Source organism: uncultured Friedmanniella sp., assembly GCF_964244285.1.
Taxonomy (GTDB): domain Bacteria; phylum Actinomycetota; class Actinomycetes; order Propionibacteriales; family Propionibacteriaceae; genus Microlunatus.
In genome coordinates this window covers 17,670-29,921 of sequence record NZ_CAXTHT010000019.1, presented here as the reverse complement: position 1 = coordinate 29,921, position 12,252 = coordinate 17,670, and the positions used below count along the sequence as shown (strand labels likewise).

Below are 12,252 nucleotides of genomic sequence, written 5' to 3'. Positions count from 1 at the left end.
CAGGAGCTCGAGTCGTACTTCCTCGGCGCCGGTTGGCACGTGATCAAGGTGCTGTGGGGCCGCGACTGGGACCCGCTGCTGGCCGCCGACCGTGACGGCGCGCTGGTCAACAAGATGAACACCACCCCGGACGGGCAGTTCCAGACCTACCTGGTCGAGGACGGCGCCTACATCCGGAACAACTTCTTCGACGACCCCCGGCTGAAGAAGATGGTCTCCGGAATGAGCGACGAGGAGATCAAGGTCCTCTCGCGCGGTGGCCACGACTACCGCAAGGTCTACGCCGCGTTCACGGCCGCGACCGAGCACGTCGGGCAGCCGACGGTCATCCTCGCCCAGACCGTCAAGGGCTGGACGATCGACGCACTCGAGGGCAAGAACGCCACTCACCAGATGAAGAAGCTGACCACGAAGGACCTCAAGGCCTTCCGTGACCGGCTGTACCTCGACATCCCCGACAGCCAGCTCGAGGACCCGTACAACCCGCCGTACTTCCACCCGGGTGCGGACTCCGACGAGATCACCTACCTGCAGGACCGCCGCCGCGCGCTGGGCGGGTACCTGCCGGAGCGGCGGGTCAAGCCGCTGGAGCTGAAGCTGCCCGGGGCGGAGATGTATGCGCCGCTGATGGAGCCCGCCGGGGAGAAGACCAAGGTCGCCACGACCCAGGCGTTCGTGCGGTTGCTCCGCGACCTGATGCGGGACAAGGAGATCGGTCACCGGATCGTGCCGATCGCGCCGGACGAGTTCCGGACGTTCGGCATGGACTCCATGTTCCCGACGGCCAAGATCTACAACCCGCACGGCCAGACGTATGAGTCGGTGGACCGCAAGCTGCTGCTCTCCTGGAAGGAGAGCACCGCGGGCCAGCTGCTGCACGAGGGCATCTCCGAGGCCGGCGCCATGGGCTCGACCATTGCGGCCGGGGCGGCGTACGCGCAGCACGGCGAGCCGATGATCCCGTTCTACATCTTCTACTCGATGTTCGGGTTCCAGCGGACGGGCGACTCGATCTGGGCGATGGCCGACCAGATGTCGCGGGGCTTCCTGCTCGGCGCGACGGCGGGCCGCACCACGTTGACCGGGGAGGGCCTGCAGCACGCGGACGGGCACTCACCGCTGCTGGCCAGCACGAACCCTGCGGTCGTCCACTACGACCCGGCGTTCGCCTACGAGGTGGGCCATGTCGTCTCCGACGGGCTGCGCCGGATGTACGGCCACGAGGACCCCGACCACCCCAACGGCGAGAACGTCATCTTCTACGTCACGGTCTACAACGAGCCGGTCGCCCAGCCCGGTGCGCCGTCCGATCTCGACGTCGACGCCCTGCTCAAGGGGATCTACCACTACAAGTCCTCCCCGCTGGAGGGCGACGCGCCACGGTCGCAGATCCTGGCGTCCGGCGTCGGGATGACGGCCGCCCTCAAGGCTCAGCAGCTGTTGGCCGACGACTGGAGGGTGGCCGCCGACATCTGGTCGGTGACCTCGTGGAACGAGCTGCGCCGCGACGGCGTGGAGACCGAGCAGTGGAACCTGAACCACCCCGACGAGGAGCGGCGCTACCCGTTCGTCACCCGCAGCCTGCACGGTGCGCCGGGACCCGTCGTGGCGGTCAGCGACTACATGCGCGCGGTCCAGGACCAGATCCGGCCCTGGGTGCACCAGCCCTGGTGCTCGCTCGGCACCGACGGCTTCGGGTTCGCCGACACGCGGGCCGCCGCCCGCCGCTTCTTCGAGGTCGACGCGGAGTCGATCGTGGTGGCCACCCTGGAGACGCTGGCCCGCGAGGGCCAGTACGACGGCGCCGCAGCCAAGAAGGCCTACGACGCCTACTCCCTCGGTGACCCCACCGCCGTCGCCCACGTGGCCCAGGAGGGCGCGGGCGCCTGACGGACCCGGGGGTGGCCACCGGGTCACCCCTCTTGGTCCCGCTCCCGGACGGTCACTTCACACCCTTCCGGCCGGCTTCACACCCTCTGGGGAGGGTGTGACGTGACCCAGGAAGCTGTGAAGTGACCGTCCGAGAGCGGGGGCCTTCCGAGGTGGCGACCGCTATCTCCCGGGTAGTGCCGCTCGGGATGGGTCAGTCGCCCCGCAGCAGCGCGATGGTCTCCTCGACGGCCTGACGGTTGCCGGCGACCTGCCACGTGGTGGCGCCGACCTCGACCTGCTCGGCCGCGCCCCCGGCCCCCAGCACCAGGGCGGCGCCCGGGAACCAGTCCCACGGGTGCAGGTTGGCCTGCAGGAAGACCCCGACGCGACCGCTGGCCACCCCGCCCAGGTCGACCGAGGCCGAGCCGAGCATCCGGACCGCCGCGGCGGCCGAGGTGGCGGCCTGCCAGGAGGCGGTGCGCGTCGCGTCGGAGCGGTACCGGGGGTGGAAGTAGGTGACCACCGAGACCTCGGCCAGCGGGCGGTCCGCCAGCGGGGTCACCGCAACGTCGTCCAGGGTGGTCGGCCGGTCGCGTCCGCCGACCCATAGCTGGTCCATCGACGGGTAATAGACCGCGCCGGCCAGCGGGCCGTCGCCGTCGACGAGGCCGACCGCCGAGCACCAGTAGGGGATGCCGGAGAGGAAGTTGTAGGTGCCGTCCACCGGGTCGACGTACCAGGTCCGCTCACCGGGACGGGAGTGCCCCTCCTCGCCCACCAGCCCGTCGTCGGGTCGCTGCTCGTCGAGCCGGGCCACCACCAGGTCCTCGGCCGCGTGGTCGGCCGCCGACACCACGTCCGAGATCGACGTCTTGTACCGGGTCTCGAGCCCCTCCCCCAGCATCCGGGCGGCCAGCAGGCCCGCCTCGCGTACGAGCTCGGCGGCCAGGGAGAAGTCATCCACGTGCACGACCCTATAGAGCGCCCGAGCCGCACCACTCCAGCAACCGCTCGACCGGCCAGGTGTTGACCACCCGGTCCGGGTCGAGGCCGAGGTCCTCGGCCCGGGCGCAGCCGTAGGCGAGGAACTCCAGCTGCCCCGGGGCGTGCGCGTCGGTGTCGATCGAGAACAGGCAGCCCATGTCGATGGCCAGCTGCAGCAGCTCGTCCGGCGGGTCCCGCCGTTCGGGGCGGGAGTTGATCTCCAAGGCCACGTCGAAGGTGCGGCAGGCCTCGAAGACCACCTCGGGGTCGAAGACCGACGGCGGGCGGGTGCCGCGCTCGCCCTCGATCAGCCGGCCGGTGCAGTGGCCCAGGACGTTCGTCCGCGGGTTCGCGATGGCGCCGACCATCCGGTGGGTCATGGTCTCCGAGTCCGAGCGCAGCTTGGAGTGCACGCTGGCCACGACCACGTCGAGCTCGGCGAGCAGCGCGTCGGTCTGGTCGAGCCCCCCGTCCTCGAGGATGTCGACCTCGATCCCCTGCAGCACCCGGAACGGGGCCAGCTGGGCGCCGAGCTCGCGGGTCACCTCGATCTGCTCCCGCAGCCGCTCCGCGCTCAGGCCCCGGGCCACCTTGAGCCGCGGCGAGTGGTCGGTGATGGCGCAGTACTCGTGCCCGAGGTCCCGCGCGGTGGTCATCATCTCCGCCAGCGGGCTGCCACCGTCGGACCAGGTGGAGTGCACGTGCAGGTCACCCCGGACGGCCGCCCGCATCCGGGAGCCGCCCTCGGTCAGCGGTTCACGGCCGTCCCGTAGCTGTTGCAGGTAGGCGGGAACCTCACCGGCCATCGCCTGGCCGATCACCGTGGCCGTCTTGGGTCCGACGCCGCTGACGGTGTTCCAGCTGCGGGCCGCCTGATGGTGGGTGCGCTGCTCCTGGGTCATCGCCTCGATGGCGTCCGCCGCACCCCGGTACGCCTTGACCCGGAAGGTGTCCGACCGGGACCGCTCGAGCAGGAAGCCGATCTCCCGCAGGGCGGCCACGGGGCCCAGCGGGCCTGCCTCGTCCTGGTCGCTCACAGGTTCCTCTCGTCCGCCCACCCGTAGAGTCAGCCTATGGCCGCGACCACCAGGGGGATCAACAAGTCCCTCCTCCCCTCGGCCAAGTCCCGGGCCACCATCGCCAAGCGGCTCTCGGGGGCCACCGGCGCGATGACCACGGCCACCATCGCCGAGATGGAGCAGCGGCACTCCTGGTTCCGACGGCTCAGCGCGGAGCACCGCTCCTGGGTCACGCTGGTGGCCCAGGCCGGGATCGCGGGCTTCGTCCGCTGGTTCGCCGACCCCGACCTGTCCGGGCCGGTCACCTCGGAGGTCTTCGGCTCCGCCCCGCGGGAGCTGGCCCGCAAGATCTCCCTGTTCCAGACCGTCGAGCTGGTCCGGACCACGATCGAGGTCGTCGAGGACCAGATCGACGAGGTCACGCCGAAGGCGGACCGGCCGATCCTGCACGCCGCGATCGTCCAGTACAGCCGCGAGGTCGCCTTCTCGGCCGCCGAGATCTACGCCCGGGCCGCCGAGATGCGCGGCGCCTGGGACGCGCGGCTCGAGGCGCTCGTGGTCGACGCCGTGCTGCGCGGCGAGACCGACGAGACCGTCCTGTCCCGGGCGTCCACCCTCGGCTGGCGGTCGACGGCCGCGGTGGTCGTGGTGGTCGGCGGCGCCCCGACAGGCGAGCACGCCGCAGCCCTGGAGGCGGTGCGGCACTCGGCCGCCATCGCCGGCGCCGACATGCTGGGCGCGGTCCAGGGCGACCGGATGGTCGTGATCCTCGGTCACGCCGACCTGGCCTCGGTGGACCGGGCGGTCGCCGTCGTGTCCTCCTTCGCCGGCAGCTTCGGCCCGGGCCCGGTGGTGGTCGGGCCAGCCGTGGAGCACCTGATGGAGGCCGCGACCAGCACCCGCGAGGCCCTGTCGGCGTTCCGGGCCGCCGTGGGCTGGCCCGAGGCGCCGCGCCCGGTGTCCTCCCACGACCTGCTGCCCGAGCGGGCGCTCTCCGGCGACGGGCACGCCCGTCGGGCCCTGGCCCGCGACCTCTACGACCCCCTGCTCGCCGCCGGCGGTGGGCTGCTCGAGACGCTGGTGACCTTCCTCGACTCGGGGCTCTCGGTCGAGGCGGCCTCGCGCGGGCTGTTCGTGCACGCCAACACCGTCCGGTACCGGTTGCGCCGCATCCACGAGGTCACCGGCTACAGCCCGACCGACCCCCGGGACGCGTACGCGCTGCGGCTGGCCCTGACCCTCGGCCGCCTGCTGCGTCGTTCCACCGCCCCCGGCGAAACCTGACGTCGCCCTACCCCCGCCACGGCGCCCGGACACTTGTAGGAACCGAACAGAACTCGGCGACGACTTTGGTAGTGTCCCTACACGGGTTCGGGTGTCAGGTCACGGAATAGTAAACGTGTGCTCGCGATCGTCGCGCCCGGACAGGGCGCTCAACAGCCAGGTTTCCTGCAGCCCTGGGTCTCCGAAACCTCCTTCCAGGACCGGATCGGCTGGCTGAGCGCCGTCTCGGGCCTCGACCTGGCCCACTACGGCACCGCTGCGGACGCCGAGACGATCCGGGACACCGCCATCGCGCAGCCGTTGCTGGTGGCCGCGGGGCTGCTGGCCGCCCTCGAGCTGTTCCCGCACCCGGCCGACGCCTTCCCCTTCATCGGGGTCGCCGCGGGTCACTCGGTCGGTGAGATCACCGCCGCTGCGGGCGTCGGCGTGATGTCGGCCGAGCAGGCCATGGTCTTCGTCCGCGAGCGGGGACGCGCGATGGCCGAGGCCAGCGCGGCCCGACCCACCTCGATGACCGCGGTGATCGGCGGCCAGCCCGAGGAGGTGCTGGCGGCGCTGGACGCCCAGGGCCTCACCGCGGCGAACCACAACGGTCTCGGCCAGGTGGTGGCCGCCGGCACCGTGGAACAGCTCGAGGCCTTCGCCGCAGCCCCGCCGAAGCGGGCCCGGCTGATTCCGCTGAGCGTCGCCGGCGCGTTCCACACCGTGCACATGCAGCCCGCGGTCTCCCGGCTGGCCGGGCTGGGCCGCGGCATCTCCACCCACGACCCCCGGACCAGGCTGCTCTCCAACGCCGACGGCCAGGTCGTCCACGACGGGCAGGACGTGCTGCGCCGGCTCGTCGGCCAGGTCGCCTCCCCCGTCCGCTGGGACCTCTGCATGGCGGCCATAGCCGACCTCGGGGTCACCGGCCTGCTCGAGATGCCTCCGGCCGGCACGTTGACCGGCATCGCCAAGCGCAACCTGAAGGGCGTCGAGCTCTTCGCGCTGAACACCCCCGACCAGCTGGAGGACGCGCTGAACTTCGTGCACGAACACGGCGGCGCGACCTCGGCCTCCCCGATCGCCGGCAACCCCACGTGGCGGCTCGTGGTCTCCCCGGGCAAGGGTCAGTTCACCCGCACCGAGGACATTGAGCTCGACACCGTGCTGCCGCTGCACAGCACCGTCGGGATGGTGAAGAACCGCCGGGACGACATCCCCGTCAGCGCCCCGCACGGCGGCATCGTGGTCGAGTGGCTGGTCGAGAACGGCGACCCGGTCTCCCCGGGCCAGCCCCTGCTGCGGTTGCACCCGACCGTAGAGTCCGCGAACGCGACGGAGGTCACCCGATGAGCACGCTGAAGATCTCGACCGGCACCCAGTTCTCGGCCATCCTCGGCGTCGGCGGCTACCGGCCGCGGCGGGTGGTCGACAACGCCGAGATCGTCACCTACATCGACTCCTCCGACGAGTGGATCCGCACCCGTTCGGGGATCACCGAGCGGCGGTGGGCCTCGGACGACGAGACCGTCTCGATGATGAGCAAGGCGGCGGCGCGCAAGGCGATGGAGCGCGCGGGCGTCGAGCCCGGCCAGATCGACACCGTGATCGTCTCCACGGTCACCCACCTGCACCAGACCCCCGCCATCGCGACCACGATCGCCAGCGAGCTGGGGGCCAAGAACGCGGCCGCGTTCGACATCTCGGCCGCCTGCGCCGGCTTCTGTTACGGCACCGCGATGGCCGACTCGTTCATCCGGACCGGCGCCTCGAAGTACGTGCTGGTGATCGGGGTCGAACGGCTCAGCGACCTGACCGACAAGCACGACCGCTCGACGGCGTTCATCTTCGCCGACGGGGCCGGTGCGGCGGTGATCGGTCCGAGCGACACCCCCGGCATCGGGCCGGTCGTGTGGGGCTCCGACGGCGACCAGGCCGACCTGATCGTGCAGAGCGAGCCGTGGACCACCGCCATGGACGCCGACGCGCACGACGACGGCGAGGCGCACTGGCCGGTGCTGCAGATGAACGGCAACCCGGTCTTCAAGTGGGCCTCCTACACGATGGCCAAAACCGCCGCCGAGGCCATGGACGCCGCCGGCGTGAGGCCCGAGGACCTCGAGGTCTTCGTGCCGCACCAGGCCAACATGCGGATCACCGACGCGATGTTCAAGGCCCTCAAGCTGCCGGCCGGCGTCGTCGTGGCCCGCGACATCGCCCGGACGGGGAACACCTCGGCCGCGTCGATCCCGTTGGCCATCGAGGCCCTGCTCGAGTCCGGTGAGGCCCAGAGCGGCCAAACCGCGCTGATCATCGGCTTCGGCGCCGGCCTCGTCTACGCCGGGCAGGTCGTCATCCTGCCCTGACCGAGGCGGCGCCCAGGCCGAGAACGGCAAGATCAAATACCAGCAAGATCAGATAACGGCAAGATCAACTGAAGGAGAGATGCTCAGATGCCCACCACCGAAGAGGTTCGCAGCGACCTGGCCGAGATCGTCAACGAGGTCGCGGGGGTTCCCACCGACGACGTCCAGCTCGACAAGTCGTTCACCGACGACCTGGACGTGGACTCGCTGTCGATGGTCGAGATCATCTACGCCGCCGAGGAGAAGTTCGGCGTGAGCATTCCCGACGAGGAGGCCAAGAACCTCAAGACCGTCGGGGACGCCGTCGCCTACATCGAGCGCGCCGCTTCCTGACCGCAGAGATGATCATGGCCCGCTCCCTGAGGAGCGGACCATGATCATCTGCTCGGCACCCTCAGCACTTCCAGCACCCCAGCACTTCCAGCACTCCAGCACTTCCAGCACTTCAGCCAGGAGAACAGATGCCCCAGACTCGTGTGGTCGTGACCGGGATCGGAGCCACCACCCCCCTCGGCGGTGACGTCGCCACGACCTGGGAAGGGCTGCTGGCCGGCCGCTCCGGGGTCAACCGCATCGACGAGCCCTGGGCCGACGGCGTGCCCGTCAAGATCGCTGCCCAGATTGCCGTGGAGCCCGGCGAGGTGCTCGACCGGGTCGAGGCCCGTCGGCTCGACCGCTCGGCGCAGCTGGCCGTGGTCGCGGCCATGGAGGCGTGGTCGGACGCCGGCTACGGCCTCAAGGAGGACAACCCCGTCGACCGCGAGCGGCTCGGGGTGGCGATCGCCACCGGCATCGGCGGCCTCAACACGCTGCTCGGCCAGTGGGACATCCAGCAGGAGAAGGGCTACCGCCGGGTCAGCCCGTTGGCCATCCCGATGCTGATGGCCAACGCGTCCTCGGCCAACGTCAGCCTCCGACTCGGCGCCCAGGCCTTCGCGACCACGCCGGTCTCGGCCTGCGCGTCGAGCAACGAGTCGATCGCTCACGCCTTGGACCAGATCCGCCTCGGCCGCGCCGACGTGGTGCTGGCGGGCGGCACCGAGAGCGTGATCCACCCGATGCCGATCGCGTGTTTTGCGCAGATGCAGGCGATGAGCCGTCGCAACGACGAGCCGGAACGGGCCTCGCGGCCCTGGGACGTCGACCGGGACGGCTTCGTCCTCGGCGAGGGTGCGGCGATGCTGGTGCTGGAGAGCCTCGAGCACGCCCAGGCCCGCGGGGCCCGGATCTACGGCGAGCTGGCCGGAGCCGGCATCACCGCCGACGCCCACGACATGGTGCAGCCGAACCCGACGGGCGAGACGCAGGCGCGGGCCATGGTCCGGGCCCTGCGGGACGCCGAGCTCGCGCCCGGGGACATCGTGCACGTCAACGCCCACGCGACCTCGACCCCCCAGGGCGACCTGACCGAGCTCAGCTCGATCCGGCAGGCGCTCGGCGAGGACACCGAGGCCATCGTCACCGGCACCAAGTCGATGACCGGCCACCTGCTGGGCGGCGCCGGGGCGTTGGAGTCCCTGGCCACGCTGCTCGCGCTGTACCACCGCCAGATCCCACCGACCATCAACCTCGACAACCCCGAGTCAGACCTGCGGCTGGACATCGCCACCAAGGTCCGCGACCTACCCGCCGGCGACCTGGCTGCGGTCAACAACTCCTTCGGCTTCGGCGGGCACAACGTGGCCGTCGCGTTCACCAACTCCTACCGCACCGGGGGTACCGCATGACCGCGCTGAACGGTCGCGCTCCGCGCACCGCGGTCCTGAGCTCCGCCCGATCTCACTCGTTCGTCCCGGTTCCGGGCGACAGGTTCACGCTTCGTGCCTGCCGGGCATGTCGCCCTGGACCGCTCCTCACTCCCGAGAGGCTCCGCTCATGACCGCCACGATCCCTGCCCCCACCGCCGCGCCCGCCCCGACCGCCGCTCCGAGCAGCGCCAAGGTCAAGCTGCCCCGGGAGCAGGATCCGCGTAACCCGAACTTCCGGCTCGCCGCCCTGCTGGACGAGGGCTCCGTCGAGCTGATCACCTCCGACGACGACTCGGGCATGCTGGCCGCGGTCGGCACGGTCAACGGCTGCCGCGTGGTCGCCTTCTGCTCCGACGCGACCGTGATGGGCGGCGCGATGGGCCTGCAGGGCTGCGACGTGGTCGTCCAGGCCTACGAGCGCGCGATGCGCGACCGGGTGCCGGTGCTCGGTATCTGGCACTCCGGAGGCGCCCGGCTGGCCGAGGGCGTCCTCTCGCTGCACGCCGTCGGCCGCATCTTCCACGCCATGACCCAGGCCTCAGGCGTCATCCCGCAGATCTCCGTCGTGCTCGGCTTCGCGGCCGGCGGGGCCGCGTACGGGCCGGCGCTCACCGACGTGGTGATCCTGGCCCCCGAAGGCCGGATCTTCGTCACCGGACCCGACGTCGTCCGCTCCGTCACCGGCGAGGACGTCGACATGCTGCGGCTGGGCGGTCCCGACACCCACGGCCGGCGCTCCGGTGTGGTGCATCTGGTGGCCGAGGACGAGGCGGACGCGCTCGAGCAGGGTCGACGGATCACCACCCTGCTTGCCGACCAGGGCCAGACCGCAGTCGACGTGGCGGACACCGACCTGGCGGCGCTGCTGCCCGAGTCGCCGCGCCGGGCCTACGACGTGCACCCGCTGATCAACGGCGTCCTCGACGAGGGGTCGACGGTCGAGCTGCACGCCCGGTGGGCCCCGAACGTGACCGTGGCGCTGGGCCGGCTCGGCGGCCGGACGGTCGGCGTGGTCGCCAACAACCCGCTCCGGCTCGGCGGCTGCCTGGACTCCCTCAGCGCGGAGAAGGCCGCCCGGTTCGTCCGGATGTGCGACACCTTCGGGGTGCCGCTGGTGGTCCTCGTCGACGTTCCCGGCTACCTGCCGGGCGTCGGTCAGGAGTGGGACGGCGTCGTGCGCCGCGGCGCCAAGCTGCTGCACGCGTTCGCCGAGGCCGTCGTGCCACGGGTGACGCTGGTGACCCGCAAGGCCTACGGTGGCGCGTACATCGCCATGAACGCCCGCTCCCTCGGCGCGACCAAGGTGTTCGCGTGGCCCGGCGCCGAGGTGGCCGTGATGGGACCGGTCGCCGCCGTCCGGATCCTGCACCGCCGCAAGCTCGCCGCGGTGGCCGACGACGTCAGGCCCCAGGTCGAGGCCGAGCTGGCGGCCGAGCACGAGCGGATCGCCGGTGGGGTGGAGAAGGCCGTGGAGATCGGGGTGGTGGACGAGATCGTCAGCCCGTCCGCCACCCGGTCGGCCCTGGCCGCCGCCATCCGTGACGCCGACTCCGGCGGGCGTGGGCAGCACACCAACATCCCGCTGTAGTCCCACCCGTACCGGATCAGGGGGCGGGAGGGGTCATCCTATAGACCGCCCCGGCGTCGTCGTCGGTGACGTAGACGGACTTGTCGGGCCCGACGACGGCCATCACGGGACGGCCCCAGCGGTCGCCGTCGGCGTCCTGGAAGCCGCTGAGCAGGGTCTGCTGGTCACCCAGCGCGCCGTCCTTCCAGCCGAAGAACGCCACCTCGGGTGCGCGCGGGGGCTGGCGGTTCCAGGAACCGTGGATGCCGACCAGGGCGCCCGTGCCGTACGGCTCCGGCAGGCGTGAGGTGAAGCTCAGGCCCAGCGGAGCCGAGTGCGCGCCCATCCCCTGCTCGACCGGCGACAGGCCGGCGCAGTCGAGCTTCGAGCCGTCGGCGTTGGTCTCCACGTCGCGGACGAACGGTCGGTCGGCGTAGGTCAGGGCGCTGCCCGCGGCGCCGGGGTCGACGTCGGGCTCGGGGTTGCAGTAGGGCCAGCCGAGATCGCGGCCGGCGGTGAGCTTGGCCAGCTCCTCCATCGGGTGGTCGGCGACGTACGCGGGCAGGACCTTGCCCTGGTCAGAGCCGCCGCCCGTCCCGTAGGCCCGGTCGTAGGGGTACGCGAGGTTGTCGCGGTTGTTGACGGCGGTCCAGACCGAGCCGTCGGGGTCGGTGGCCAGGCCGGTGCCGTTGCGGACGCCGCGGGCGAACACCGTGGGGTTCCCTCCGCCGGGAGGCACCCGCAGGATCGTCGCGCGCTGCGGGCTGGCGTCGCGGTCCTCGGCCGAGACGTTGCCCGTGGAGCCGACGGAGACATAGATCGACCCGTCCTCGCCGACGGCGACGCTCTTCAGCGCGTGGGCGTAGGCCCCGCGCAGCTCGGGGCTCTTCGCGTCCGGCAGACCCTCCACCACCGTCCGCCGGCCGCTCACGCTGCCGGCGCCGTAGTCGTAGGCGTCGACCCGGTCGCTCTCGGCCACGTACAGGGTCGAACCCGCGAACGCGAGCCCGTGTGGCTGGTTCAGCCCGCTGACCAGGGTGGACGCGCTCGGAGTCCCGGAGGTCGAGGGCGTCAGGGCCACCACGTCACCCGACGTCGGCCGGGAGACCAGCAGCCGTCCGTCCGGCGTCCAGGCCTCCAGCCGGGCACCGCCCACGCGAGCCCAGACGCTGACCGTCCACCCGGGCGGAGCCAGCACCGTCCGCGGCTCGTCCAGCGGTGCCGCGTCGAGCCCGGCGCGGACCCCCAGCGCCGAGTCGACCAGCGGCGCCCCGCTCGTCGAGGGCGCCGAGGTCGCTACCGGGACGGTGTCCGCGGCCGTCGTGCAGCCGGCCGCCAGTAGGGTCACCGTCGCCATCAGGACAGGGGCGACGGCAACGACCGGGGAGCGACGGCTCATCTGGGCACCCTAGGCAGCACAGCCAAACCTC

The 12,252-nt window shown here is 71.8% G+C and carries 10 protein-coding genes; 7 read left to right on the top strand and 3 right to left on the bottom strand.

The features are described 5' to 3' along the window. Positions 1 to 1,890: pyruvate dehydrogenase (acetyl-transferring), homodimeric type (locus tag ACFE7W_RS20360; RefSeq protein ID WP_375426657.1), on the top strand; the 1,890-nt coding region annotated here is incomplete at its 5' end. 193 nt (positions 1,891 to 2,083) lie between these two features. Here ACFE7W_RS20360 and ACFE7W_RS20355 read toward each other — a convergent pair. Then, complete coding sequence (locus tag ACFE7W_RS20355; RefSeq protein WP_375426656.1) at positions 2,084 to 2,836, bottom strand: inositol monophosphatase family protein; 753 nt, start codon at positions 2,834 to 2,836, stop codon at positions 2,084 to 2,086. Positions 2,837 to 2,846: 10 nt separating this feature from the next. After that, positions 2,847 to 3,893 carry a PHP domain-containing protein gene (locus ACFE7W_RS20350; RefSeq protein WP_375426655.1) on the bottom strand — a complete coding sequence of 349 codons (1,047 nt, stop codon included), beginning with the start codon at positions 3,891 to 3,893 and terminating at the stop codon, positions 2,847 to 2,849. 36 nt (positions 3,894 to 3,929) lie between these two features. Here ACFE7W_RS20350 and ACFE7W_RS20345 point away from each other — a divergent pair, with 36 nt between their 5' ends. From ACFE7W_RS20345 to ACFE7W_RS20320, 6 genes are all read left to right on the top strand, one after another. Further along, the gene (locus tag ACFE7W_RS20345) at positions 3,930 to 5,159 is read left to right on the top strand and encodes a PucR family transcriptional regulator (RefSeq protein ID WP_375426654.1); all 1,230 of its coding nucleotides are present in this window, start codon (positions 3,930 to 3,932) and stop codon (positions 5,157 to 5,159) included. Between the two features lie 117 nt (positions 5,160 to 5,276). Then, positions 5,277 to 6,494: an acyltransferase domain-containing protein gene (locus ACFE7W_RS20340; RefSeq protein WP_375426653.1), complete on the top strand. Its 1,218-nt coding sequence runs from the start codon at positions 5,277 to 5,279 to the stop codon at positions 6,492 to 6,494. Further along, positions 6,491 to 7,507: a beta-ketoacyl-ACP synthase III gene (locus ACFE7W_RS20335; protein ID WP_375426652.1), complete on the top strand. Its 1,017-nt coding sequence runs from the start codon at positions 6,491 to 6,493 to the stop codon at positions 7,505 to 7,507. The genes ACFE7W_RS20340 and ACFE7W_RS20335 overlap by 4 nt, the downstream gene beginning before the upstream one ends. 87 nt (positions 7,508 to 7,594) lie before the next feature. Then, positions 7,595 to 7,840 carry an acyl carrier protein gene (locus tag ACFE7W_RS20330; protein ID WP_375426651.1) on the top strand — a complete coding sequence of 82 codons (246 nt, stop codon included), beginning with the start codon at positions 7,595 to 7,597 and terminating at the stop codon, positions 7,838 to 7,840. Between the two features lie 128 nt (positions 7,841 to 7,968). Further along, positions 7,969 to 9,234 carry a beta-ketoacyl-ACP synthase II gene (gene fabF, locus ACFE7W_RS20325; RefSeq protein WP_375426650.1) on the top strand — a complete coding sequence of 422 codons (1,266 nt, stop codon included), beginning with the start codon at positions 7,969 to 7,971 and terminating at the stop codon, positions 9,232 to 9,234. A 148-nt stretch (positions 9,235 to 9,382) separates the two neighbouring features. After that, positions 9,383 to 10,843 (top strand): acyl-CoA carboxylase subunit beta, encoded by a 1,461-nt coding sequence (locus tag ACFE7W_RS20320; protein ID WP_375426649.1) that lies wholly within the window; start codon positions 9,383 to 9,385, stop codon positions 10,841 to 10,843. A 16-nt stretch (positions 10,844 to 10,859) separates the two neighbouring features. Here the strand turns inward: ACFE7W_RS20320 and ACFE7W_RS20315 are convergent, their stop codons facing one another. Then, positions 10,860 to 12,221, bottom strand: a complete 1,362-nt coding sequence (locus ACFE7W_RS20315) for a PQQ-dependent sugar dehydrogenase (RefSeq protein ID WP_375426648.1) — start codon at positions 12,219 to 12,221, stop codon at positions 10,860 to 10,862. Positions 12,222 to 12,252: the final 31 nt, after the last annotated feature.

Bases quoted from the DNA above. Each gene is read 5' to 3' on its own strand.
- ACFE7W_RS20330 (WP_375426651.1), top strand. From the start codon at position 7,595: ATGCCCACCACCGAAGAGGTTCGCAGCGACCTGGCCGAGATCGTCAAC.
- ACFE7W_RS20345 (WP_375426654.1), top strand. From the start codon at position 3,930: ATGGCCGCGACCACCAGGGGGATCAACAAGTCCCTCCTCCCCTCGGCC.
- ACFE7W_RS20315 (WP_375426648.1), bottom strand. From the start codon at position 12,221: ATGAGCCGTCGCTCCCCGGTCGTTGCCGTCGCCCCTGTCCTGATGGCG.
- ACFE7W_RS20335 (WP_375426652.1), top strand. From the start codon at position 6,491: ATGAGCACGCTGAAGATCTCGACCGGCACCCAGTTCTCGGCCATCCTC.
- fabF (WP_375426650.1), top strand. From the start codon at position 7,969: ATGCCCCAGACTCGTGTGGTCGTGACCGGGATCGGAGCCACCACCCCC.
- ACFE7W_RS20320 (WP_375426649.1), top strand. From the start codon at position 9,383: ATGACCGCCACGATCCCTGCCCCCACCGCCGCGCCCGCCCCGACCGCC.